Source organism: Coprococcus eutactus, assembly GCF_001404675.1.
Lineage (GTDB): Bacteria > Bacillota > Clostridia > Lachnospirales > Lachnospiraceae > Coprococcus > Coprococcus aceti.
Window position 1 is genome coordinate 132,492 of sequence record NZ_CYXU01000004.1, and the last position, 25,615, is coordinate 158,106.

General features: G+C 45.3%; 19 protein-coding genes and 1 tRNA gene. 15 read left to right on the forward strand and 5 right to left on the reverse strand.

The features are described 5' to 3' along the window. The first annotated feature begins 43 nt into the window (after positions 1-43). The 6 genes from spoVG to dut all read left to right on the forward strand — a co-directional run bounded on the left by spoVG (position 44) and on the right by dut (position 6,916). Positions 44-304 (forward strand): septation regulator SpoVG, encoded by a 261-nt coding sequence (gene spoVG / locus ARA78_RS09610; RefSeq protein ID WP_015533695.1) that lies wholly within the window; start codon positions 44-46, stop codon positions 302-304. A gap of 151 nt (positions 305-455) precedes the next feature. Beyond that, positions 456-1,190 carry a sugar phosphate nucleotidyltransferase gene (locus ARA78_RS09615; protein ID WP_055273157.1) on the forward strand — a complete coding sequence of 245 codons (735 nt, stop codon included), beginning with the start codon at positions 456-458 and terminating at the stop codon, positions 1,188-1,190. 43 nt (positions 1,191-1,233) lie between these two features. Beyond that, positions 1,234-1,791: an aminoacyl-tRNA hydrolase gene (gene pth, locus ARA78_RS09620; protein ID WP_015533697.1), complete on the forward strand. Its 558-nt coding sequence runs from the start codon at positions 1,234-1,236 to the stop codon at positions 1,789-1,791. A gap of 12 nt (positions 1,792-1,803) precedes the next feature. Further along, complete coding sequence (gene mfd / locus ARA78_RS09625; RefSeq protein WP_055223059.1) at positions 1,804-5,370, forward strand: transcription-repair coupling factor; 3,567 nt, start codon at positions 1,804-1,806, stop codon at positions 5,368-5,370. 57 nt (positions 5,371-5,427) lie between these two features. Continuing rightward, positions 5,428-6,456, forward strand: coding sequence for a SurA N-terminal domain-containing protein (locus tag ARA78_RS09630; RefSeq protein WP_242849707.1), 1,029 nt, complete (start codon positions 5,428-5,430; stop codon positions 6,454-6,456). 13 nt (positions 6,457-6,469) lie between these two features. Then, complete coding sequence (dut, locus tag ARA78_RS09635) at positions 6,470-6,916, forward strand: dUTP diphosphatase (protein WP_055146693.1); 447 nt, start codon at positions 6,470-6,472, stop codon at positions 6,914-6,916. A 53-nt stretch (positions 6,917-6,969) separates the two neighbouring features. Here dut and nrdG read toward each other — a convergent pair whose 3' ends face one another. Beyond that, the gene (gene nrdG, locus ARA78_RS09640; protein ID WP_055146690.1) at positions 6,970-7,509 is read right to left on the reverse strand and encodes an anaerobic ribonucleoside-triphosphate reductase activating protein; all 540 of its coding nucleotides are present in this window, start codon (positions 7,507-7,509) and stop codon (positions 6,970-6,972) included. A gap of 147 nt (positions 7,510-7,656) precedes the next feature. After that, the gene (gene nrdD, locus ARA78_RS09645; RefSeq protein WP_015533701.1) at positions 7,657-9,783 is read right to left on the reverse strand and encodes an anaerobic ribonucleoside-triphosphate reductase; all 2,127 of its coding nucleotides are present in this window, start codon (positions 9,781-9,783) and stop codon (positions 7,657-7,659) included. A gap of 482 nt (positions 9,784-10,265) precedes the next feature. Between nrdD and tig the strand changes: the two genes are divergently transcribed. The 7 genes from tig to lysS all read left to right on the forward strand — a co-directional run bounded on the left by tig (position 10,266) and on the right by lysS (position 20,107). Then, positions 10,266-11,495 (forward strand): trigger factor, encoded by a 1,230-nt coding sequence (gene tig, locus ARA78_RS09650; RefSeq protein ID WP_015533703.1) that lies wholly within the window; start codon positions 10,266-10,268, stop codon positions 11,493-11,495. A gap of 22 nt (positions 11,496-11,517) precedes the next feature. Then, a complete protein-coding gene (locus ARA78_RS09655) occupies positions 11,518-12,624 on the forward strand; it encodes an FKBP-type peptidyl-prolyl cis-trans isomerase (RefSeq protein ID WP_055273155.1) in 1,107 nt (368 codons plus the stop codon). Between the two features lie 182 nt (positions 12,625-12,806). Beyond that, positions 12,807-15,014 carry a fibronectin type III domain-containing protein gene (locus ARA78_RS09660; protein WP_055273153.1) on the forward strand — a complete coding sequence of 736 codons (2,208 nt, stop codon included), beginning with the start codon at positions 12,807-12,809 and terminating at the stop codon, positions 15,012-15,014. Between the two features lie 17 nt (positions 15,015-15,031). Then, positions 15,032-17,227, forward strand: coding sequence for a hypothetical protein (locus tag ARA78_RS09665; RefSeq protein WP_055273152.1), 2,196 nt, complete (start codon positions 15,032-15,034; stop codon positions 17,225-17,227). A 178-nt stretch (positions 17,228-17,405) separates the two neighbouring features. After that, positions 17,406-17,489, forward strand: a tRNA-Leu gene (locus tag ARA78_RS09670). Between the two features lie 77 nt (positions 17,490-17,566). Beyond that, positions 17,567-18,052, forward strand: a complete 486-nt coding sequence (gene greA, locus ARA78_RS09675; protein ID WP_015533707.1) for a transcription elongation factor GreA — start codon at positions 17,567-17,569, stop codon at positions 18,050-18,052. A 6-nt stretch (positions 18,053-18,058) separates the two neighbouring features. Continuing rightward, positions 18,059-20,107 carry a lysine--tRNA ligase gene (gene lysS / locus ARA78_RS09680; protein ID WP_055146672.1) on the forward strand — a complete coding sequence of 683 codons (2,049 nt, stop codon included), beginning with the start codon at positions 18,059-18,061 and terminating at the stop codon, positions 20,105-20,107. 329 nt (positions 20,108-20,436) lie between these two features. Here the strand turns inward: lysS and ARA78_RS09685 are convergent, their stop codons facing one another. Beyond that, positions 20,437-21,333, reverse strand: a complete 897-nt coding sequence (locus tag ARA78_RS09685; protein WP_055223067.1) for an AraC family transcriptional regulator — start codon at positions 21,331-21,333, stop codon at positions 20,437-20,439. A 133-nt stretch (positions 21,334-21,466) separates the two neighbouring features. Between ARA78_RS09685 and ARA78_RS09690 the strand changes: the two genes are divergently transcribed. Further along, a complete protein-coding gene (locus tag ARA78_RS09690; RefSeq protein ID WP_055273150.1) occupies positions 21,467-22,423 on the forward strand; it encodes a glycoside hydrolase family 113 in 957 nt (318 codons plus the stop codon). Beyond that, the gene (locus ARA78_RS09695) at positions 22,401-24,212 is read left to right on the forward strand and encodes an ABC transporter ATP-binding protein (RefSeq protein ID WP_055273148.1); all 1,812 of its coding nucleotides are present in this window, start codon (positions 22,401-22,403) and stop codon (positions 24,210-24,212) included. The genes ARA78_RS09690 and ARA78_RS09695 overlap by 23 nt, the downstream gene beginning before the upstream one ends. 53 nt (positions 24,213-24,265) lie before the next feature. Here the strand turns inward: ARA78_RS09695 and ARA78_RS14575 are convergent, their stop codons facing one another. Next, positions 24,266-24,541, reverse strand: a complete 276-nt coding sequence (locus ARA78_RS14575) for an MATE family efflux transporter (RefSeq protein ID WP_334291740.1) — start codon at positions 24,539-24,541, stop codon at positions 24,266-24,268. After that, positions 24,496-25,362 (reverse strand): helix-turn-helix domain-containing protein, encoded by an 867-nt coding sequence (locus ARA78_RS09700; protein ID WP_055223073.1) that lies wholly within the window; start codon positions 25,360-25,362, stop codon positions 24,496-24,498. The genes ARA78_RS14575 and ARA78_RS09700 overlap by 46 nt, the downstream gene beginning before the upstream one ends. Positions 25,363-25,615: the final 253 nt, after the last annotated feature.

Sequence of the window (25,615 nt, forward strand, 5' to 3'; positions counted from 1 at the left end):
GTGTGGGATCGCAATGTGTGTCAGGGTTAAGGGGGTAATTCAGATGCAGATAACTGATATCAGGATCAGAAGTGTTGAGAAGGAAGGCAAGATGAAGGCGGTTGTTTCTATTACGATCGATGACGAGTTTGTTGTGCATGACATCAAGATCATCGAGGGTGAGAAGGGCATGTTCATCGCGATGCCGAGTAGAAAGGCAGCGGATGGAGAATATAGAGATATCGCTCATCCGATCAATACAGCTACAAGAGAGCGTCTGCAGAGTATGATTCTTTCAAAGTATCAGGAATCTTTGGAAGAGTAATACCAGTCTCAAATAGACATTCAGAGCCAGTGCTAGAGGCGTAAGTCACCAAGCTGATAGCATTGGCTCTTTTTATATGGTCTTGTAAAAAAATATAGTATAAAGTAGAATGTATCTGTTTAGATCCAGATAGAATATGGAGGATATAATAATGGTAAAATCAGTTATACTTGCGGCAGGCAAGGGAACAAGAATGAAGTCAGATAAGCCAAAGGTAGTTCATCAGGTGATGGGAAAACCGATGGTATATTATTCTATAGAAGCGGCGCGCCAGGCGGGTGCAGACGAGGTGTGTGTGATCGTTGGATACAAGGCAGACGAGGTGAAGTCAGCCATAGCTGCCAGTGTCAACGATGTGAAGGTTGACTATGCGCTTCAGGAGGAGCAGCTCGGAACAGGTCATGCGGTAAAGTGTGCTGCAGATTTTATTGGACGTGATGGGGATGTGATCATACTCTGTGGAGATACACCGCTTGTGACAGGGGACACACTCAGAAAAGCACTTGATTTCCACAAGGAGAGCGGGAATGGTGTAACTGTAATATCGGCGATGCTTGATGATCCATTTGGATATGGAAGGATCATAAGGAACGGTGACAGCCTGGCAAAGATCGTGGAGCAGAAGGATGCTGACGAAGCGGAGCAGGCTGTGAAGGAAGTTAACTCGGGCATGTATATATTTGACTGCGCAGCACTTCAGGACGCACTGTCACAGATATCAAATGACAACGCCCAGGGAGAGTATTATCTTCCGGATGCGATAGAGATAATAAAGAAAATGGGGCTTCCGGCTTCCGCTGTTCCGATGGACGATGCTGACCAGATAAGAGGAGTCAACACCCTGGAGCAGCTTGCAGATGCTGAGAAGATCATGGAGAACAGATAACAATAGAACGATCCACCTGGGTGGAGGAAAATGGAGAGACCAAATGAAGATCATAGTTGGACTTGGCAATCCCGGTGCGAAATATGCCGGAACAAGACACAATGTAGGATTTGCGGTTCTGGATGAGCTGGCAGAGAGACATAATATAAGGATAGACACTGCAAAGCATAAGGCACTTATAGGAAAGGGTATAATAGACGGAGAGAAGGTCATACTCGCCATGCCTCAGACATTTATGAATCTCAGCGGAGAGAGCGTAAGGGCGATAATGGACTTCTACAAATGCACGGTTGAAGATCTGATAGTCGTGTACGATGACATAGATCTTGACGTCGGCAAGCTCAGGATCAGACAGAAGGGAAGCGCCGGCGGTCATAACGGTATGAAGAATATCATACAGCACGTTGGCAGCCAGGAATTTGTCAGGATCAGAGTGGGTGTTGGCAAAAAGCCGGATCACATGGATCTGGCTGATTATGTGTTGTCGAGATTTGGAAAGGAAGATCTGGCGAATATAAGAGAGAGCTGCGGTAATGCCTGCGATGCGGTGGAGACCATACTGGCGGATGGCACAGTTGCAGCTATGAATAAGTTTAATTGAGAGTGATGGAGAATGATACGTGTACTTGGTGAGCCATTTGAAAAACTGAATATATATACAGAGTTGAAGGAGTGGCTTGCATCCGGAGATGGATTTGTCAATGTGACAGGTACGACGGGCGAGGGCACGGACAGAGTATTCATGATGCAGGGCTTCGGTGATGACGCATCGGTGCGCCTGATACTGACATATAACGACAGGCGTGCGGAGGAGCTGTACAGCGATATGAAGTTCTACGGAAGGGATGTATATATGTATCCTGCAAAGGATATTCTGTTCTTCAGTGCAGATGTCCACGGCAATGCCATAACCAGACGGCGCATGGAGGTCCTTCGGCGTCTGGCAACGGGAGAACCATGTACGATCATAGCCACGGTAGATGCAATGTATGACAAGATACCTGCACTGTCCTATATGAAAAAATACGTGATAAATATCCATGCGGCACAGTCTCTTGATCTGGATGAGCTCAAGGGCAAGCTGGTGGACCTTGGTTATGAAAAAACTGACAGTGTGGAGGAGCCGGGACAATTTGCCATACGAGGCGGTATCGTGGACATATTTCCGCTGACTGAGGAATGTCCATACAGAATAGACATGTGGGACGATGAAGTCGATACCATCAAGACATTTGATGCGGAGAGCCAGAGATCCATAGAGAATGTGGATGAACTTGTAATTTATCCCGCGGGAGAGATGGTGCTTTCAAAGGAGAGAATCGACAGAGGTATACACAGGCTGGAGGCAGAGCTGAAGCCGTATGCGAAGAAGCTTAAGGATTCATTTCAGACGGAGGCGTATGCCAGGATAAAGGGCGAGATAGCCACGCTGAAGGAACAGCTCACGGAGTTCAGTGCGATATACGGAGTGGACAGCTATGTTGATTATTTCTACAGTGACACGGTGTCTCTGGTGGACTGCCTGCCGGAGGATGCGTACATTTTCATAGATGAGACGAAGAAGGTCACGGAGAAGGCGGATGGCAGTGAGAAGAGTTTTCTTAGCAGCCTGACGCACAGGCTGGAGGGGGGATATATCCTCCCGGGGCAGATGAAGGTTCTGTTCACTTATGATGATGTTCTGGAAAAATGCAGACGCTACAAGGTTGTGGGCTTTGACTCATTTGTGGGTGAGGATGACCGTGTAAAGTATGCTCACCGCGTGGAGATCGAGAGCAGGGAGGTTCACAGCTACAGGAACAATTTTGATGCGCTGGTTACTGATATCAAGAAATGGAAGAAGGACAAATACAGCGTCCTGTTCGTATCGCCATCATCGGTCGGTGCGAAGAGAATGGTCGATAACCTCATGGACAATGACGTCATATGTCATTACCTGAACGACCCGGACAAAGCTCTGGCTGCCAGAGAGATGGCGGTCATGCCGGGAAGGCTCAGAGCCGGTTTTATGATACCGGAGATGAAGCTCATCGTGGTCAGTGAGGGAGATGTGTTCTCCAGCAAGACATCACATTCGCAGGCTTCGAGGAAGAAGCTGCCGCGTGCCGGGGAGATAGTAAAGTCATTCTCGGATGTGAGCGTGGGCGATTATGTGGTCCATGAGAAGTACGGAATAGGTATCTATCGTGGGCTTGAGAAGATAGAGGTCGACGGCGCCTTGAAGGACTATCTGGTTATCGAGTATGCTGAGGGCGGCAAATTATATGTCCTGGCTTCCGAGACGGACAGGATCCAGAAGTACAGGAGCAAGGAGAGCCGAGCCCCGAAGATCAACAGACTCGGTGGCAGTGAGTGGCAGAAGGTAAGAAACAAGGTTAAGGGCCATGTCAGCGAGGTGGCTCAGCATCTTGTAAAGCTGTACTCAGAGAGACAGGCGAGGGAAGGCTTTGCCTATTCTCCTGATTCCGAGTGGCAGAAGGAGTTCGAGGAGACATTTCCTTATACTGAGACTGACGATCAGTTAAAGGCCATAGAGGATGTCAAGGCGGACATGGAGAGCCATAAGATCATGGACAGACTGGTGTGCGGAGACGTTGGATTTGGCAAGACTGAGGTGGCGATCCGTGCTGCGTTCAAGGCTGTCGGTGACAGCAAACAGGTTGCGTATCTTGTGCCGACCACGATCCTTGCCGAGCAGCATTATGAGACGTTCACAGAGCGAATGAAGGATTATCCAGTGACGGTGAGACTGTTGTGCAGATTCTGTACCCAGAAGGAGATAAAATCTACACTCAGAGAGCTGAAAGAGGGCAAGGTGGACATAGTCATAGGAACCCACAGGCTGCTCTCAAAGGATGTGGAGTTCAAGAATCTGGGACTTCTCATAATAGATGAGGAACAGAGATTCGGTGTAAATCACAAAGAGAAGATAAAAGAGATGAAGACCAATGTGGATGTTCTGACACTGACGGCGACGCCTATCCCGAGAACACTCCATATGAGTCTTGTTGGAATCAGAGACATGAGCCTGCTTGAGGAGCCTCCGGTGGACAGGAGGCCGATACAGACCTATGTCATGGAATATGACAGGGAGCTTGCCAGGGAGGCGATTGCCAGAGAGCTTGCAAGGCATGGTCAGGTATACTATGTGTACAACAGGGTCGAAGGCATAGAGAGATTTGCGGATGATGTGAGAAGCCTCGTGCCATATGCAAATGTAGAGTTTGCCCATGGACAGATGGATGGCCGCACGCTGGAGGACATCATGTACCGGTTCAACAAAAAGGAGATAGACGTGCTTGTGTGCACGACCATCATAGAGACCGGACTTGATATACCGAATGCAAATACCATAATCATACACGACGCTAACCTGTTTGGTCTGGCACAGCTCTACCAGTTACGCGGAAGAGTTGGTCGCTCGGACAGAAGTGCATTTGCATTTATGTTCTACAGGCGCAACAAGATGATATCCGAGGTCGCTGAGAAGAGACTTAGAGCGATAAAAGAATATACGGATCTCGGCTCGGGAGTCAAGGTGTCCAAGGCGGATCTCAACATCAGAGGTGCGGGAAGCGTCCTGGGCGAGAGTCAGTCGGGCAACTATGAGGTCGTGGGCTATGACCTTTACTGCAAGATGCTTAATGATGCGGTCAGGGAGCTCCGCGGCGAGAAGGTTTTCCATGAATACGAGACGGAGATAGACCTTCCGGTGGATTCGTTCATCCCTGAGACGTACGTCAAAAACGACTTTGTCAAGCTGGAGCTTTGTAAGAGAATATCCCTCATCAAGAATGAGGATGAGTACAATGACATAGTGGATGAGCTCATTGACAGATTTGGCGACATCCCTGACGAGACAATGAATCTTCTTGATGTGGCACTGTTAAGGGCAAATGCAAATATCTGCTTCATAACCCGTATATGGTACAAGGACGGAGACCTGAGATTTGTCATGTACAACAGGGCTGACATAAATGTAGATGGGATAGATGAGCTCGTTAAGAGTTATTCAGGCAGGATGAAATTTGTCATGGGGGCAAAGCCTGAGTTTATATTGAAGCTTGGACGGGAGGAGAAAAATGATCTTCTCAGAAAGGCGGAATTTGTCGTGGCGGATATGTCCCAGATGTTGATAATGACCCACAGTGAAGAAGACAGTGTGGATAACAAAGCATAGATAATGAGTTAGAAATATACAGACAGGAGAATACAAAGATAAGGAGGTGCGGTTCAGTTGAAGAGATGGTTGTGTGTGCTGCTGGCGCTCATATGTGCATTTGCCGTGACTGGATGTGGCAGTGATGCCACTGAGGAGACTGGCAAGGAGGTAGTTCTCAGATACAACGGGCAGAACATAGAGATAGACGAGGTGTATATTTATGCCCAGACTGTGAAGGAGGAGTACGAATCAAAGTATGGCAGTGACGTGTGGAAACAGAGCATAGTGACTGATGATGGTCTGGAGATGGATGCCGTGGATGCAGCAAGGCGTCAGGCGATATCAAAGCTCATAAAGACCAAGACTCTTATAACCAAATCCGGGGAGTACGGCATAAGCCTGACTGCAAGCGAGCAGAAGGATCAGGATACGGCGGCGCAAGAGTTCTATGACAAATTGACTGATGCCCAGATCGCAGAGGTTGGACTTGAACTCGATACGGTGAAGAGAGTTTTGCGTGAGAGCGCACTGGCAGACAAGATATATGATTATGTGATGAAGCAGAGCTCCACGGAGATATCCGATGAGCAGGCCAGGATGAGTACATTTTATGACATGTTCTTTGAGTGCTACTCGGAGGACGATTATGGAAATATCACCCTGTACTCACAGGACAAGATAGATGAGCAGAAGAAAAAGGCGGATGCGGCATATGAATCCATAGTGGAAGCCTCGGATGGCACAGATATGGATATATCATTCCTTGGAAGCGCAAAGGAGCTTAAGTATGCGGGAACACATACGATGAGCAGGGATGATATATTGAGCACCTATGGCCAGGATACGCTGGACATACTGTACAGCATGTCGGATGGCGAGGTATCCACGGTGGTGGAGACTGAGTATGGTTATCATATATTCCAGATGATAAGCATTACGGATGAGAAGGCCACGGCCGAGAACAAGAAGAAGCTCACGGATGCCGCTGATGCGGAATACTATGACAACCTTATGAAGGACTGGATAGATGAGCTGGACAGCGGATATTCATACAGTAAGAGTGTGGATATGGATGTGTACAACAAGATAAAATTTGACGAATGAGAGGAGAAGAAAGATGGCAACAGTATACGATATCAATATTAAGAAGCTGGATGAAAAGGCAGTCATACCGACATACGGTTCAGAGTACGCAGCGGGGGCGGATCTGTATGCGTGTCTTGATGAGGCGATTACTATAGAGCCGGGACAGACGGTGATGGTTCACACGGGTATAGCCATGGAGATACCTGAGGGATTTGCAGGACTTGTGTATGCGAGAAGCGGTCTGGCATCCAAGAAGGGGCTTGCACCGGCCAATAAGGTTGGAGTTGTGGATGCGGATTACAGAGGGGAAATCATGGTTGCACTCCACAATCACGGAACTCAGGCACAGACGGTTGAGCCTGAGGAGAGAATAGCACAGCTTGTGATCGCTCCTTATATCGTTGGAGCATTCCATCAGGTGGACGAGCTCAGCGATACAGTCAGAGGAGCCGGCGGATTCGGTTCAACAGGAAAGTAACAAAAAAGCGGCCGGGCATCATCATTTTAATGGTGTGCCAGACCGCTTTTCTTTTATTTAAAATACTTTCCGCTTTCATCCCACAGGACTGTGGTGCCTGTCTTCAAGGACTTTGGTACATCTATGATACGCTGGTTCCTTGAGCCCTTGAATCTCAGTGACAGATCCTTCTGTTCGTCTATGAATTCTCCGTCCACAAGGACGTCAATGTAGGAGAGAAGTTCTTTTGTATACTCCCATTCATTACACATGCGGTCTAAGAGATCGGTTTCAAATGTATAACCGGTGTAGCACCAGATGGTCTTGTCAGGGTAGGTCTCTTTGAACTTTCTTGCCAGAGGAAGAAGCCCCTGCTGGTTCACATATTCCATAGGTTCTCCGCCGAGCAGGGAGAGACCTGCTATATAGTCCTCCTTGCAACTATCTATTATGTGGTTGATCTCCACATCCGTGAACGGCTTGCCGTAGCCGAAATCCCATGTGTCAGGGTTGAAACAGTTCTTGCAGTGGTGTGTGCAGCCGGATACAAATACAGACACTCTGACGCCGGTTCCGTTTGCCACATCAAATAGTTTGATATCTGCGTAATTCATAATGTGATCCCTTCTAAATTTATCTTAAAACAAAAGTATGGCCTGCGTTGCCCTCTACGACATGCAGACCATACAATTGAAATTATTAATGCATACTGTTATTTTATATCAGTTGCCTGAATATATCAAGTGTTTTTCTATAAAAGACTATAGATGAAGCACTCTTGCCTTTATCTCTTTGGTCTTGCCCACGTTCCAGAAGTTCTCGCCCAGATAACCGCAGGTTCTTCTGGTAACATTCATCTTGTTGTGATCCTTGTTGCCACACTGCGGACATTCCCATTCGCCGTCATCGTTGATGAGGATCTCACCATCGTATCCACATACATGACAGTAGTCAGACTTGGTGTTGAACTCAGCATACTGTATGTTGTCGTATATATATCTTACGACCTCTGCCAGAGCATCCAGGTTGTTGCGCATGTTTGGTATCTCAACATATGAGATGGCACCACCTGATGATATGGTCTGGAACTGGCTCTCAAATCTGAACTTGCTGAATGCATCGATCTTCTCACGGACATCAACGTGGTAAGAGTTGGTGTAGTAGCCCTTGTCTGTGACATCCTTTATGGTTCCGAAACGCTCTTTGTCGATACGTGCAAATCTGTAGCAAAGGCTCTCGGCCGGAGTTCCGTAGAGTCCGAAGCCAAGTCCCGTATCTGCCTTCCATTTGTCGCAGGCTGCGCGGAGCTTGTGCATAAGCTTCAGTGCAAATTCCTCGCCCACAGGATCTGTGTGGCTCACACCACGCATGAGCTTGGTGGTCTCATATACACCGATGTATCCCAGTGATATGGTTGAGTAACCGTTGTGGAGCAGTGGATCGATGACCTCGCCCTTCTTAAGTCTGGCGATGGCACCGTACTGCCAGTGGACTGGGCTGACGTCAGAGGTTACACCCTCGAGGGCTCTGTGGCGGCACATGAGTGCGTCGTAGCAGAGCTGCAGTCTCTCATCCAGAAGACTCCAGAACTTGTCATCGTCTCCCTTTGCAAGTATAGCTATCTGTGGAAGATTAAGACTGACAACTCCCTGGTTGAAACGGCCTTCCCATTTATATTCTCCGTTCTCATCCTTCCATGGGGAGAGGAATGAACGGCATCCCATGCATGAGAATACATTTCCCTCGTAGTTCTCACGCATCTTCTTGGCTGATATGTAATCAGGGTACATTCTCTTGGCAGAACACTTGATGGCGAGCTCTGTGATATAGTCGTACTCACCGCCCTTGAGGCAGTTGTGCTCGTCAAGAACATATATGAGCTTAGGGAATGCAGGTGTAACATACACGCCTGCCTCGTTCTTGATTCCCTCAAGTCTCTGTCTGAGGATCTCCTCGATGATCATGGCGTTCTCCTTGATGTACTCGTCGTCCTCTCTGAGGTTGAGGAAGAGAGTGACAAATGGAGACTGGCCGTTGGTGGTCATCAGAGTATTTATCTGATACTGGATAGTCTGAACTCCTGACTTCAGCTCGTCCTTGAGTCTCTCGGTGATGAGCTTCTCAAGTGTGTCAGGGTCTATCTTGTCGCCGAACTCTTCGGTGTATCTCTTTTTATATTTGTTGTAGCTCTTTCTGAGGTACTTTCCAAGGTGACGGACATCGACTGACTGGCCGCCGTACTGGCTGGATGCGACAGATGCGATGATCTGAGTCACGATGGTACATGCCACCTGGAAGCTCTTCGGGCTCTCTATGAGCTTGCCGTTCATGACTGTGCCGTTGTCAAGCATATCCCCAATGTTGATAAGGCAGCAGTTGAATATAGGCTGGAGGAAATAATCTGCGTCGTGGAAGTGGATGGCGCCCTCCTCATGAGCCTTGGAGATCTTCTCAGGGAGGAGCATTCTCTTGGTAAGATCCTTTGATACCTCTCCTGCGATAAGATCACGCTGTGTGGATGCGACGGTGGCATTCTTGTTGGAATTCTCCTCCATGACATCCTTATTCCTGTTCTGGATAAGACTGAGGATAGAATCATCAGTCGTATTTGCCTTTCTGATGAGCTCGCGGCTGTATCTGTATATAATGTAGGTCTTGGCAAGGACAAACTTGCCGTCGGCCATAAGCCCCTGCTCGATGATATCCTGGATATCTTCAACGAGCATTCTCTTTCTGTTCTTGGCTTCGATGCTTCCGACGATCTCCTCGATCTTCTCGTCAGAGATCTTCTCACAAGGCTCAACCTCCGAGTTAGCCTTCTGGATAGCCAATATGATCTTGCTTCGGTCGTAAGTAACAGCACGACCGTCTCTCTTGATAACTTGCATTTCCCATTCTCCCTGTGTGTGATGTGAATGGGCGTTAAAAAAAGTACGCCCCCTAAATATTGTATACTACCATACAGGAGACATCAATATATGGTATGCCGACTGAAAAAGCCGCAAAAAAATTAGCGACAAATAAGGTGCCTCGTCGCAAATCTCACACTGATGTCTCAACATGGTCGATTATATCATTCCCAATTTTGTTTGTCTACAGGTTATTTGCAAAAAGTACAAAATATAGAAAAATAAAAAATATGTAGGCACAACATATTGTGGATTTGCCTTTGATTAATGTGGGACAGATAAAATACATCACAAAAACAGATGTAAAACTGCCTGTTATAGGAATGTGAAATCATTTGTGAGAATTCTATGAATTATTTCAAATTGCTTTATTTTTACAGGAAAATATGGTATAAGTTTACTCGTTGAAGTTTATCATGAAGATGGTTACACTTCTAATAAAAAGTAAAAGAGGTATGATTATGCGAAAATTTAATAAGGGATGTGCAGTTGTTCTTGCACTCGCTCTGTCCATGTCATTTATGACAGGCTGTGGCGACAGTAATGGTACGAGTGGAAAGCTGGATAATACAGCGAGTAAGGCAACATCTTCTGATGCTACAGAGAGTGCTGACAATTCATCAGAAGAATTTGCTTCTATAGAGGATATGGTGGATCAGTATGCGGCAGATGTCACACTCGGTGAATACAAGGGCATGGAGTATGAGGAGAAGGGCACTGATGTCACGGATGATGAGGTTCAGGCCAAGGTTGATTCATTTGTGAACGGACTTGCTACATTTGATAAGGACACAACCAGCGAGGCGAAGAACGGAGATACAGTAAATATTGACTTTGTCGGAACTGTAGATGGTGAGGAGTTCGATGGAGGCAATACCAATGGCAGCGGATATGATCTCGTCCTTGGTTCTGGTTCATTCATAGATAACTTTGAGGATCAGATAGTTGGACATAAGCCGGGAGAGACATTTACCGTGAATGTAACCTTTCCTGAGAATTATGGCAAGGATGAGTTAAATGGCAAGGCGGCCAAGTTCGAGACGACACTTAACTATATAAAGATAGATAAACCGGCTACATACAATGATGAGCTGGTTGCAAACAATACTTCATATAAGACAACTGCTGAGTATGAGGCATCTGTACGTGAGCAGCTCAAGCAGGACAAGGAGGATTCAGCTCTTGCAAGTGCTCAGAATGAGGTCATGGTTGCCGTTATAAACAACAGTACAATAGAGAACATATCAGCAGATGATGTTCAGGCGAATGCTGACAAGATCATAACATCCATAAAGACTCAGGCAGAGACAAACGGAATAGAGTATGACACATATATCTACTATTACTATGGATATGATGACAGCGCTGCATTTGAACAGTATGTACAGCAGGTTTGTGAGGAATCACAGAAGGAGAGAATGGTCGTATGTGCCATTGCCAAGAAGGAGAATATCAGTGTCACAGATGACGAGGCTGATAAGTATATAGCTGATTATGCAACGAAGAACAGTGTTGATGAGTCTACGCTCAGACAGAATCTTACAGACGTTGAGATAAAGTACAACGCTCTGGCAGAGAAGGTCATGAACTTCCTTATGGACAATGCAAAGGCGACAACTGGAGCAACAACTGAGGCTGCAGAGACCACAGAGTCAACAGAGGCGGCTGACGCAGAGCAGGCTGAAGAGTAAGTAAAGGGGTACGGAGAAAGATATGAGAGTAAAGAAGATATTTGCAGCAGGAATGGTGGCAGTCATGTGCGCAGGCCTGATGACAGGCTGTGGCAGCAATGACACAAAGAGCCAGTTTAAGAAGTTTTCAAAGTGTGCGACCATAGACAAGGCGGCATACACTGATATCGAATATGTTCCGGCATCGAGAGAGGTGTCCGAGGACGATGTAAACAGTGCGATAAGCAGTTTTTGCAGTGACAATTCTGAGACTACAGAGGATAAGACCAGCACAGTGGCAGATGGCGACAAGATCAATGTGGACTATGTTGAGACTGTCTCAGGAACAGAGAAGGACAGCAAGACAGATTACACACTGACCATGGGAAATAACACTCTTGGTGATGGCAGTGACGATCAGCTCATAGGAAGCAAGCCGGGTGATGTCAAGACGATCACAGTGACATATCCTGATGATTACAGCGACACAACAGTTGCCGGACTTACAGCAGAGTACAAGGTTACGATCAATTATATATCAGTTACCACGGTGCCTGAGTACACAGACGCACTGGTCAAGAAGGCTACTGATGGTGAGTACACAACAACCGATGATTATACAGCACATCTGAAGGAAGATGTTCAGAAGAACAAGGACGATTCCGCGGACGAGACAGACAGAGCTTCTGTTCTCAAGGCTGTTGAGGAGAAGGTTACATTTGACAAGTATCCTGAGGATGAGGTAGCTTCCTACATTCAGTCCATGGTGTCAAATGTGAGAAGTGCCGCAGACAACTACGGAATCGACTTCGAGGCATATATGAAGTATTTCTATGGATATGAGGACGAGGCATCATTCCTTGAGTACCTTCACACCACAGTTGAGAACGTCATGAAGGAGAAGATCGTTGTGTCATGCATAGCAATGGACAATGACCTCATCGCCGATAACGCAGACATAAAGGCGTACAGACAGAAGGTTATGGACAAGAACAATCTGGAGAATGACTCAGACGTGGACAAGTATTACTCAGAGTCAGACCTGATGTTCTATGCCACAGAGGAGAACGTGCTTGACTATCTCATGAACAGATCAGTTCAGGTGGAGGCAACTGCAACAGATGCATCTGAGGCAGCCACAGAGGAGTAAGCTGCACGCGATATATTTGAATATGGATAAGCTGATAGAGACCGAGGTTTTATGCCCGGTCTCTATTGTCGTCTATAGACAAATGAATCTGTGGTTTATCCACATTGACTAAGGGGCTCCGGGAATTTAAAATAAAAGAGAACATGTCTTTATTTTAAAGATAGAAAAGGAAAGGGGATATTATGAGAAAGAACATTGCGAGAAAATGTCTGTGCATTGCTCTGGCTTCAGCCATGATGCTCGGTGAGGCGGGTACGGCTATGGCAGCCAGTGTGGAAAATGTGGCAGACGGAAGAACTGCTGCCACAGTGGCGGCGGAGGAACAGGCTGATGTGGCGGCAGCCAATGTCAGCATATGGTATGCGGGAGCTTATAAGAACTCAAGGACCATAACGATCAATGCAAGCGGCCGGGCTTACAGAGTTGAGGTCTGGGTCAATGGAGTAAAGTGCGGGGAACAGTACAACGGAGAGGACCAGCAGTCCTTTAGTATTAACTGTGAGATCCCGGCGCTGCTTGATTCCACCTACAACGCAGAGGTCAGAGCCTACGATTCAAATGGAGAGGTGACTGTACAGAAGGTTTCACCGGTCAAAACTGACAAGGTGAGCTTTGATGGTGATCCTAGTGTTAGTGTAGGATATACAGTCGGAAGCACTGGCTATGCAAAACCAGGCTATGTGTCTGTCAGCGTATATCTTGATAGCAGGCATTCAGATGAGGTCAAGTATGAGGTTCAGAGAGCGACCAAGTCAGGTGGGCCATTTACCACGATCGCAACGGGAAGTGAATCTTACACGTCAAGACTTGCATATCTTGACAGCACTGCGAAGACCGGAACTACATATTATTACAGATTCAGGATCGTGAGCGGTTCAGATCAGTATGTGAAGACGAGCAAGGTCATAGCTACAAGTAAGACAGCTTCAGTAAAGGTGGGCATTCCAGAGGTGGATCAGCTCTATGCTTCAAGCATGAATGTATCAGAAAAGATAAGTAAGCCGGGAGTATTCCTGTGGATGACCAGCAATTTTGCAAATCAGTACGATGTGTACCGCTCAACAAACAAGAGCAAGGGCTACAGAAAGATAAAGACTATATATTCTGCTGATTTCACGGACACAGCGGTCAAGAGTGGAACGGTATACTACTACAAGGTAGTGCCAAAGTATTACGACTCACAGACACGAAAGATAACAACAGGAAAGACATCTGGTGTTGTCGGCGTAAAGTTTATCATGAATGCAGCAGGTGCACCTAGCCTTATACAGACAGGCAACAGATCACTGAAGTGTACATGGGCTGCGGACAATACCGCAGACGTATCATACGAGGTATGGGCAAAGAGAACCGATATAACCGGTGATGCATACAAGCGTATGGTGGTCACCAAGAAAAACTCATGCACCCTTACAAAGCTTGATCCGAACGGAACATACAAGGTGATGATAAGGACAGTCAAGAAATCAGGAGCTGCCGTGAGATATGAGACGACAGATACATCTGAGAGGACCATGGGTTACACCAAGAGAGTCCAGGATCTGACTGCGGGAGCTGTATCTTCATCACTGAACGGCAAGAAGGATGTCCTGTCTGTAAGATATTCTCTCACATGGTACAGAGACTGGGGCGCATCAGGATATGTTATATCAGGCCTCAACAGCAGTACAGGCAAGATAGAGACCATCAAGAAGATAACATCGGGAAAAAAGACATCATATACATTTACAAACACAAGTGCCAAGGGCAAGGAGCGCAAATACTCTCAGATATATGTGAGACCATATAAGGGAAAGGCAAGAGGCGAGGATAACACTCTGTGGAATTCAGAGATGCCAAGTGCAAAGCGTGTTAAGGCTGTAAAGAAGAGCACAACATCGACCAAGATAACATGGTCTGCTGTAAGCGGGGCAAAGGAATACTATGTATACAGAACTACAGAGCTCGGTGTACGCCAGTACATAGGATCAACAAAGGCAACTAACTTCACGGATGTGAACGTGACAGACGGAATGAAGTATACATACTCTGTTGTTGTAGGCACAGACTTTGGATTCAGCAGCGGATATGATTTGTATAGCAGTGACTATACACATAAGCTTGCATCACCGGCCATAACAAAGGTTGTAAACGGTTCCAAGGGTACAGCGACTGTAACATGGAAGAAGGTTACAAATGCAACCAGATACTATGTATATCGTTCAACCAGCAAGAATGGAACATACAAGCTGGTCGGCAAGACTGGAGCTACAAAGCTTTCATACATGAACAAGAAGCTCAAGAAGGGAACGACCTATTACTACAAGGTTGTGGCTTCAACAGTTAATGATGGAGGAAAGACAGTCAAGTCAGTTGCATCACATGCAAAGGGAATAAAGATCCGCAAATAGATGAAAAGGGGTAAACTATGAAGAATAGATTGATAAAGAAAGCTTTATGCGTGGCGCTTGCTTCAACCATGGTGTTTGGTGAGGCATTGCCTGCACTGGCAGCAGACGGCAGTGCAGATGTACAGTCCGCTCAGGCTGAGGTGGCATTTGCTGAAGAAGCATCCATAACATATTTTAGTGTAGGAGGTCAGGATACCGTAAGCAGCGGTTCTGTACATATAAGTGCCGCGGGATATGGAACAGAGGCTGTTCTCTATGTAAATGGAGCATGGTATGACTCGTGGACAGGCAGTGACTATGACGGAAGCTGGCATGTGGATACGGAATTCAGAGGAGTTGCCGGTGCGACATATCAGTTTAAGCTGGTAGTCAGTGATGACAATGGACAGACGGTGTCGCAGGAGTCGGGAAAGATATATTTTGAAGCACCTAAGTTCAGCCGCAGCAGGAAGCCTTCAGAATACGTATCATATTCTACGGGAGATACCGGATATAGAGAATTAGGTGGAGTATCTGTGTCGTTCCCATTTGACAGCTACGTACAGAATGATATCTGGTATGAGGTGTACAGATCCACAAAGCCATCAGGAGGCTTTACGAAGATTTTGTCAGGCGTCGGTTACATGTATGGAGCTTCTGAAGTGAGGTATTATGATGATAATGTAAAAGTAGGAAATACCTATTACTATATGGCGAAGATAGTAACCGGAACTGACTCATACAATAAGACATCCAGGGTTGTAGAGACATCAGCCGTTGCAAAGGTGGACTGCAGGCTTGGGACAGCGGAGCTTTCAGTCGATAGAGGCGCAAAGGGTGCTGATATAACGGTAAGCGATTACGGCGCTGCTAACCAGTTCGATCTGTACCGTTCAACTTCAAAGACAAAGGGCTTTAAGAAGATAAAGACGATATACACACCGGAGTATACAGATACAACAGTTAAGGCTGGAAAGACATACTACTACAAGGTAGTTCCAAAGTATTATGATGCCTCTACCAGAGCGGTTTCAAAGGGAACTGCAAGTGAGGTCCGCGGCGTAAAGATACTCATGGGTACCACGGAGCTCACAGCGGTTCAGAACACAAAGAGCTCAGTAAAGCTCACATGGGATAAGGCAGCCGGAGCAAATATGTATGAAGTCTGGTATATGAGATCCGATATATCGGGAGACAGATATAAGAGAGCTGTTGCGACAAAGGGAACATCATGCACCATCAAGGGACTTGCATCTGGCGCTGAGTATTCATTCAAGCTTAAGAGCCAGAGTGTTTCAGGCGGAAAGGTCATTTGTGAGAACGTGACATACAAATGGCTCCAGACCGGATACACAGAGAGCGTGAGAGAGCTTGAGGCTGTCTCATCCACGGTATCTGCAAGCAAAGACAAGAAAAACCTGACGATATACACCAATCTCAAGTGGAACAGAGTCTGGGGAGCTTCAGGCTACAAGATATTTGCGAGAAATAACTACACAAATAAGCTTGAGCAGGTTGCAGTGATCAAATCTGCAGCCAGAAATACATACAAGTTCAAGAATACAGGAAGCAGCAGTAAGGGTATTAAGTATTACTCTGCATACGTAGTGCCATACAAGGGTAAGAAGCAGGGCGAGATGACATCCGTCAGCGTCAACTATATCCCTCTTGCTAAGAATGTAAAGGCTGTGAGAAAGTCCACATCCGAGGTCAGAGTTACATGGTCAGCGGTGCCTGGTGCAGATTCTTACACAGTATACAGAATGAACCCTGTTCTCGGCACAACCCAGTGGCTGGGACAGACAACGTCAACAAACTTCAGTGACCGCAAGCTCACGACCAAGCTTGAGTATACATATTTTATACAGCCATCGACAATTGTCAGCGGGGTTAACTGCAGCATTGACTATGAAGCTGCAAAGCAGTATAAGGCAGTGTATACACATGCTGTAGGTACACCAAAGATGTCAGGTGCATCTAACACCGGAGCCAAGAAGATCACAGTAAAGTGGAGTAGCGTTACAGGAGCGAAGAACTACGTAGTATATCGCGCAACAAAGAAGAATGGTAAGTACTCTAAGATCGGTACAACATCATCATGCAGCTTTACAGACAAGAAGGCTGCAAAGGGCAAGACATACTATTACAAGGTCGCTGCAGTGGCAGTTAACGACGGTGGATGTGCTGCTCAGTCAGCATACTCCAAGACCGCCAGTGCCAAGAGCAAAAAGTAATGGCATATGTTAGGTAATAACAAGCAGTAGATATATTTGCGGGAAAACATATATACATGCATGGAAATGTGGTATATATGTTTTTCCTTTTTTATGGGAAAATGCTTGCGGAAATGCAAAAAAAGTGGTTGACATACCAAGGCAAACAGTATATTATATTAACGTTCGTTGTGAACATGCGGAAGTGGCGGAATTGGCAGACGCGCAGGCTTCAGGTGCCTGTGGTAGCAATACCGTGTGGGTTCAAGTCCCATCTTCCGCATTTTTTTATACCATAGTATGCGGAAATGCTGAGCTGTGGAGTCAATAATTTATGATATTTAGGAGGTATGTGCGGCAATGGCAGAGAAGAAGAATGTGGTTACTTATTCAGGTCTCAAGAAGATAGAGGAAGAGCTTCAGAATCTGAAGGTTAATAAACGTAGAGAGATCGCAGCTAAGATCAAAGAGGCCAGAGAGCAGGGAGATCTGTCAGAGAATGCAGAGTACGATGCAGCCAAGGACGAGCAGAGAGACATCGAGGCAAGAATCGAGCAGCTCGAGGCCATGCTCAAGAATATAGAAGTAGTCGACGAAGATGAGGTCGATACAGGAGTTGTAGGTATCGGATGTAAGGTAGTTGTATATGACTACGAGTTCGATGAGAAGATCGAGTACGATATCGTTGGTTCATCACAGGCGGATATCATGAACAACAAGATCTCAGATGAGTCACCTGTTGGAATGGCACTCAAGGGTGCAAAGGTTGGCGAAGAGGTTCTGGTGGAGGCACCGGACGGAGAGTTTAAGTACAGGGTACTTGATATTAAGAGACAGGAGCTGTAAGAGAAGATGGCAGAGCAGAATAACAAGGGAAAAGATCAGGATCTTAATAAGCTGCAGATGGTGCGCCGCGAGAAGCTGGCAGACCTTCAGGCGGCAGGCAAGGATCCATTTGTCATAACAAAGTATGATGTGCAGCAGCACAGTGCAGATGTGAAGGAGATGTACACAGCACATGAGGCAGAGCTTCTGGCTGGTAGACAGACACCTTCAGTTGAGGACCTTGAAGAGGCAGAGAAGAGAGAAGTTTTAAACAACGATTACAATGAGAGAAGAGCCATCATGGATGCTTCACCTATCAATGTGAGCATCGCAGGACGTATGATGTTCAAGCGTGTCATGGGTAAGGCTTCTTTCTGTAACATTCAGGATCTTAAGGGCAACATTCAGGTGTATGTTGCAAGAGATCAGATCGGTGAGGAGTCATACGCTGACTTCAAGAAGTCAGATATCGGTGATATATATGGAGTTAAGGGATATGCATTCAGAACAAAGACTGGTGAGATATCCATACATGCAGAGGAGATCACACTTCTCTCTAAGTCACTCCAGATCCTTCCTGAGAAGTTCCACGGACTGACAGATACAGATATGAGATATCGTCAGAGATATGTGGATCTCATCATGAACCAGGACAGCAAGGAAGTATTTATCAAGAGATCACAGATATTAAAGGAGATCCGTAACTTCCTGGCAGGACGTGACTTCATGGAGGTTGAGACACCTATGCTGGTCAGCAATGCCGGTGGTGCCGCAGCCAGACCATTTGAGACACATTACAATGCACTCAATGAGGATGTAAAGCTCCGTATATCACTTGAGCTCTACCTGAAGAGACTTATCGTCGGCGGTCTTGAGAGAGTATACGAGATCGGACGAGTATTCCGTAACGAGGGTGTTGACACACGTCACAACCCTGAGTTCACTCTGATGGAGCTGTACCAGGCATACACAGATTACTATGGTATGATGGAGCTCACAGAGTCCATGTTCCGTTACCTCGCAGAGAAGGTATGTGGAAGCACCAAGATCTCATACAACGGAATCGAGATCGACTTTGGCAAGCCATTTGAGCGTCTGACTATGGTTGACGCTATCAAGAAATATACAGGTGTTGATTTTGACCAGGTTGCTGATGACGCTGAGGCGAAGAAGATCGCTGACGAGCATCACGTAGAGTACGAGGAGCGCCACAAGAAGGGCGACATCGTGAACCTGTTCTTCGAGGAGTTCTGTGAGGAGAAGCTGATCCAGCCTACATTCATCATGGATCATCCGATCGAGATCTCACCACTTACGAAGAAGAAGCCTTCAGACCCTACAAAGGTTGAGCGTTTCGAGCTCTTCATCAACACATGGGAGATGTGTAACGCTTACTCAGAGCTGAACGATCCTATCGATCAGCGTGAGAGATTTGCCGCTCAGGATGCGAATGCCGCAGCCGGAGATGACGAGGCTGAGCACACAGATGAGGATTTCCTCAATGCGCTTGAGATCGGTATGCCTCCAACAGGCGGTATCGGTTATGGTATAGACAGACTGGTTATGCTCCTTACAGATTCACAGGCGATCAGAGATGTTCTTCTGTTCCCGACTATGAAGAGTGAGGGTGGTTCAGATTCTGATTCAGTATCTGAGACAGCCGGTGACAACAACGGATTCTTCACACCAAACGAGAAGATCGATTTCTCCAAGGTAGATATAGAGCCACTTTTTGCTGATGAGGTTGATTTCGAGACATTTTCAAGATCAGACTTCAGAGCGGTAAAGGTTAAGGAATGTTCAGCAGTGCCAAAGAGCAAGAAGCTCCTTCAGTTCACACTGGATGACGGCACAGGCACAGACAGAACCATCCTCTCAGGAATCCATGCATTCTATGAGCCAGAGGAGTTAGTCGGCAAGACACTTATTGCAATAACAAACCTTCCACCTAGAAAGATGATGGGAATCGATTCATGCGGTATGCTTCTTTCAGCTATCCATGAGGAAGAGGGCGAGGAGAAGCTTCACCTTCTGATGGTTGACAACCATATTCCGGCAGGTGCTAAGCTCTATTAAGATGAGAAAACTGAGCCTTGCGGCGGTGTGCGCTTGCGAACACCGACATAAGGTGAAAAACACACGGAGACGTCAGTCGACGTGATGTAAAGATGTACCGTTTTACCAAATAGACGGGACATACTTCATTTGATAAAAATGAAAAACAGCGATTTACATCAAAATTACATCATTTGATGCAGAAATCGGTGTAAGTAAGAAAAAATTGCATGATTAGTACGATGAATGGGCAATTCCAATTGGAATTGCCCATTTTTGAAAAGAGGAAAAATATGAATATTAAGGTATATCTTGGTGCAAACGAAGGTAATAATCCCTCTGCAATTTCTTTACTTCCGTGATACAAAATCAAAACTTTTCTCCTTCATCCTATACTTCCTCGGTGTCACTCCATACTTCTGTTTAAACGCCTTGATAAAATGGCTGCAGTCACAAAATCCTGTCTCCTGGCTGATATAAGTTAGGTCAAAATCTGTGAATTGCAATAAGTCCTCCGCTTTTTGCAGTCTTACCGTGAGAATCATCTCCTTGCAGGTCTGTCCATAGTACTCCTTGAATATTGCGGCAAAATACGAATAACTCATATGAAATTTTTCTGCCAGCTCCGCCACCGAGAGATCTTCCTGGTAGTGCTGTGAAATGTACTCAGATACCTCTGTAAATTTTTCGCTTAATACAGTTTCCTTTTTCCTTTTTTTTATCTGAAAGCCTTCCTGCTTCCAGACACGAAGAATTTCTGCCATAAGAAGACAATAATTCGAATGCATAATAATGTCATAACCAAATTGCTTTTCTTCTAACGTCTTCACTGATCCCTGAATCAGCTGCTTCATTTTTTCCTGATTAAATTTCTCTTTCGAAAAATAAACCGATAGCTTCTGCTCCACTGCGGCCATGGCGATCAGACTCGAAATCGATGGAAGTGCCGAACCGGATATATTCAGATGTGCCGGATCGAATTTCAGGACATAGTAACGGATTGGAAGCTGTCCTGTTGAATAAATTGCATGAGCCATCTGTGGATAAAATACGATCAGATCTCCCGGTTCCAATACATAATTCTCTTCTCCTGCCTCTACATACGCCTTTCCCTCCACCATGTAAAGAATCTCCACAAAATAATGCCAATGTGGAAGAATTGGGAACATCTCAGATGTCTGTGCATCAAATAAAAAGGCTTCATATGGTTTGTTTAATTTGTCTAAACATTCAAAATAAGGTTTCACAGATTATCTCCATCATAGATTTTTACAATTTTATAATAGATTCATTATATCATATCTTTTTTCTACATGATATACTCCCAGCAGAAAATATTCAGAAATTATATAATTCGAAAGACAGGAGGTTTTTACCAAAATGAAAATTCAAAATCAACTTGGATATATTAAAGGAATTACATTTGCCCCATTTCACAAACGTGGTTCTCTTTCTACACAGACTGCCCGTGACAGTTTTGATTATATGATAGAACACACTGCTGCTGATTTCATAATCCTTGCTCCTGTAGGGCTACAGGACCACGCACACTCAGAAGAGATTTGTTACACTTCCAGTGCCACATTCTCAGATGAAGAATTAATCAATATGATCCGCTATGCAAAAAGCAAGCGCATCCGTGTTGCCTTGAAACCTACCGTTAATTGTAAAAATGGTGTCTGGCGTGCTTACATCAGTTTCTTTGAAAAAGATGTTCCGTGTGAACCGAAATGGGAAAACTGGTTTGCCTCTTACACAGAATTCCAGACACACTATGCCAAAATTGCAGAAGCCGAACAATGTGATCTTTTTATTGCAGGATGTGAGATGGTAATGACGGAACACCGCAGTGAAGAATGGAGAAACGTAATCGCTGCGATCCGAAACTATTACCACGGACCTGTTTCCTATAATACCGATAAATATCAGGAAGAAAATGTAACCTGGTGGGACTGTGTCGACATGATTTCTTCCAGCGGATATTATCCGATTGATCAGTGGGAACAGGAACTTGACCGTATTGAAAAAGTCGTTCAGAAATTCAAGAAACCATTTTTCTTCGCCGAAGCAGGATGCATGTCCAGAAAAGGATCCTCACTGGTGCCTAACAACTGGGCAATTCAGGGAGATTTACGTCTGGAGGAACAGCCAGACTGGTATCGTGCTATGTTTGAGGCCTGTGCAAAGCGCTCATGGGTCAATGGTTTTGCCATGTGGGAATGGGCTCCGGTTCTCCCGTCCAGAAGTATTGCATCAAGAGATACCAGCTACGAAATCTGCAACAAACCGATACAGGAGGTTATTAAAGACTACTATGGGAGAGACACAAGAAAATAACATACAACAAACTTCAGAACAGGATCTCTGGCAGGAAGAAGCTGCCATGATGCACATCTTCAGCCGGAACAGAAAAAATAACCTGCGCACGCTTCTTTCTCTTTTCAAGGGACACTATGGCGCGCTGGTTGGTTCCATTTTCTTTTTCATTATCAAGCATTCCCCAACCTGGGTTCTTCCAATCGTCACAGCTAATATTATCAATGCAGTGACAGACCACAACGGGAATATTACCAAAATTCTGATTCTGAATACCATCCTTATGATTGCATTTCTGGTACAGAACATACCAACCAACTACATCCATACCTGGCTCTATGCTAAAACGGTACGAACAGTAGAGAAAGAACTGCGAGAAGCCCTAGTCTGCAAGCTTCAGCAATTGTCGATTACCTATCACAAGGAAATGCAGTCCGGAAGGCTTCAGTCGAAGATCATGCGAGATGTAGAACAGATACAAAATCTTGCATCTCAGATTTTTATCTCTCTTTTGACTATCATTCTGAACATTGGTGTATCCTTCGGAGTGGTCATCTTCAAAAGTCGGATCGTATTTCTTTTCTTCCTCTGCACGATACCGGTTTCTGTTTTGATCATTGTTGGTTTTAAAGGAAAAATCAAAAACCATAACCGTGCTTTCCGTAAAGAAATGGAAGAAACTTCTGCAAAAGTAATGGAAATGGTTGAAATGATTCCTGTAACTAAAGCTCACGCTCTGGAAGATCAGGAAGCCCGTAAAATGAGTGAACAGCTTCGTAAAGTTGCTGAAAAAGGGCTTCAGCTTGATATGATTCAGACATACTTTTCTTCAATCAGCTGGGTTGCATTTCAGATCTTTCAGGTATTCTGTCTTGCATTTACAGCCTACATTGCATGGAAAGGAATCATCGGTGTCGGAGATATCACCTTATACCAGACTTATTTTTCCAGCATCGTCGCTCAGATTGCAAGTATTGTGACTTTGCTGCCAATCATTGCGAAAGGCCTGGAATCCGTTGAATCGATTGGTGATGTGCTTTGTGCAAATGATATTGAGGACAACTGTAGGAAGAAAAAAGTAGTTGATCTGAAAGGTGAGATTACATTTCAGGATGTATCTTTTACTTATAAAGGCAATGAAAAACCAGTATTAAGTCATCTGAACTTCAAGATTCAGCCGGGGGAAACAGTTGCCTTTGCCGGTGGTTCCGGCTCTGGAAAAACAACAATCCTCAATCTTGCCATCGGTTTCCTGAAAGCTGACAGCGGACAGGTATTGGTTGATGGAAATGACCTGATGGAACTGGATCTGCACAGCTACCGAAAGCAGATTGCCGTCGTTCCACAACAGTCCATTCTCTTCACCGGAACTCTCCGCGAGAATATCACCTATGGATCTGAATCTATCTCCGAGGAACAGTTATGGAATGTCATACGTGCAGCCAACCTGGAAGAAGTTGTCCAGAAACTGCCTGATGGTCTGGACACGATGATCACAGAACATGGGGAAAATCTTTCCGGCGGACAACGGCAGCGCATCTCCATTGCCCGTGCATTTTTACGGAATCCGAAGATCCTGATTCTGGATGAGGCAACTTCTGCGCTTGACAGCATCTCTGAAAAGAAGATTCAGGATTCAATCCAGAAACTTGTGAAAGGACGTACCACACTGATCGTAGCCCACCGTCTGTCTACCATTCGCAATGCTGACCGGATTGCTGTGATTGAAAAAGGAAATGTTCTGGAATGTGGCTCTTACGAAGAATTGCTAGAGAAAAAAGGCGCATTTTATCGGATGGAGAAAATGTAAAAAATCATTAGGATATTTGAGTCCTATAGAGTACAGACATAGACTTGGATTGGTCACTTATATAGTCCAAGAAAATGTCTGCACCCTCCACTCATCACATATATGGAGTTAGCAATCGCAGTTTTCACTTCTTCTTCTTTTTTTGCACCAAAACATTTAGAAACGATTACGCCTATGCCGGAGGAAAGTCCCATACATAATGAGAAAAATAAGAAACTTATCATGCCTACAGAACCAACAGCTCCATAATAGTAGTTATTCCTATTATAGATGGGCTTTAGTTTTATATTTCCGACTTTCTGGTTTTCCGATATTCCCTCGGAGAAAATCCCTTCAGCTTATGAAATAATCGGCTGAAATAGAGCTGGTTATCGTAGCCTACAATCTTAGATATTTCATTGATGGAATAGTTGGTTGTCTCAAGCAAGACCTGTGCGTTGTTGACACGGAGCGCAACAATAAACTGCATAGGAGTAGAACCCGTGAACTTCTTGAAGCTTCGTATGAACCAACTGACGCTCATCCCCTTGGATGTCGCATACTCTTCTATATTGATATCACGGTTATAATTTTCGTTAAAATATGTCATGGCGGTATCCATCTCGTGGTCGAGATATTCATTTTTTAAAACTTGCTCTCTGGTAAGCTCACGTTGGAATATGATCAGAAGATGACGGAGCAATAATGTGAGCATTTCTTCGTAGTTATCCTGACAACGTTGTAATTCTATAATAATTCTCTTAAATATACGCTCATATTCCATGGATGTACCAACCGGGAATATTCTCTCGTTATCTGGGAAACCATATTTTCTTAGGATATTTTTTACATCACTTCCAGTAAAATGAATCCAGTAGACTTCTGTCTTATCTTCCCCATAGTATTCATATTTCTGAAGCTCTTTTGGACGGAATATGACAATGTTACCAGCGGGAACAATTGTTTCGTTATCAACAGTATCAAAATGAAAATGTCCGCATCCGGCTGCAATATATATAATCTGAAAATCAACACGTCCTCTTGGGCGATAGGTTGGCATCTTTGGGTGCTCAGACAAACGATAGATTCCGCAGCTACCGACAATCAGTGGTCGGCTTTTATCCTTAAAATCCATATGTGAATGTTTCAAATAACCGGTGTTCATGTACATAGGGCAGCACTCCTTTCACTCGATACAATAATCACGATTTCTTCGTTCTTCGAACTCTCGAAATCGTGCCAGCCATGCGCACTCCGGACTATCGTCCTGCGTGCTTATGACTGTTTACCCATCAAATAGAAAAGTGTCCGATGCTACAAGCAGTTCGTCCACTTTTCTGCTTGATGGGATTATTGTATCATTTTGTGCATATTTTGTCCATTCTAGTTTATAGACATAAGAAATGGATTAAGGTAATATAAAT

Excerpts from the sequence above, each read along its gene's own strand:
- spoVG (WP_015533695.1), top strand. The coding sequence starts at position 44 with ATGCAGATAACTGATATCAGGATCAGAAGTGTTGAGAAGGAAGGCAAG.
- ARA78_RS09615 (WP_055273157.1), top strand. The coding sequence starts at position 456 with ATGGTAAAATCAGTTATACTTGCGGCAGGCAAGGGAACAAGAATGAAG.
- pth (WP_015533697.1), top strand. The coding sequence starts at position 1,234 with ATGAAGATCATAGTTGGACTTGGCAATCCCGGTGCGAAATATGCCGGA.
- mfd (WP_055223059.1), top strand. The coding sequence starts at position 1,804 with ATGATACGTGTACTTGGTGAGCCATTTGAAAAACTGAATATATATACA.
- dut (WP_055146693.1), top strand. The coding sequence starts at position 6,470 with ATGGCAACAGTATACGATATCAATATTAAGAAGCTGGATGAAAAGGCA.
- nrdG (WP_055146690.1), bottom strand. The coding sequence starts at position 7,509 with ATGAATTACGCAGATATCAAACTATTTGATGTGGCAAACGGAACCGGC.
- nrdD (WP_015533701.1), bottom strand. The coding sequence starts at position 9,783 with ATGCAAGTTATCAAGAGAGACGGTCGTGCTGTTACTTACGACCGAAGC.
- tig (WP_015533703.1), top strand. The coding sequence starts at position 10,266 with ATGCGAAAATTTAATAAGGGATGTGCAGTTGTTCTTGCACTCGCTCTG.
- ARA78_RS09655 (WP_055273155.1), top strand. The coding sequence starts at position 11,518 with ATGAGAGTAAAGAAGATATTTGCAGCAGGAATGGTGGCAGTCATGTGC.
- ARA78_RS09660 (WP_055273153.1), top strand. The coding sequence starts at position 12,807 with ATGAGAAAGAACATTGCGAGAAAATGTCTGTGCATTGCTCTGGCTTCA.
- ARA78_RS09665 (WP_055273152.1), top strand. The coding sequence starts at position 15,032 with ATGAAGAATAGATTGATAAAGAAAGCTTTATGCGTGGCGCTTGCTTCA.
- greA (WP_015533707.1), top strand. The coding sequence starts at position 17,567 with ATGGCAGAGAAGAAGAATGTGGTTACTTATTCAGGTCTCAAGAAGATA.
- lysS (WP_055146672.1), top strand. The coding sequence starts at position 18,059 with ATGGCAGAGCAGAATAACAAGGGAAAAGATCAGGATCTTAATAAGCTG.
- ARA78_RS09690 (WP_055273150.1), top strand. The coding sequence starts at position 21,467 with ATGAAAATTCAAAATCAACTTGGATATATTAAAGGAATTACATTTGCC.
- ARA78_RS09695 (WP_055273148.1), top strand. The coding sequence starts at position 22,401 with ATGGGAGAGACACAAGAAAATAACATACAACAAACTTCAGAACAGGAT.
- ARA78_RS09700 (WP_055223073.1), bottom strand. The coding sequence starts at position 25,362 with ATGTACATGAACACCGGTTATTTGAAACATTCACATATGGATTTTAAG.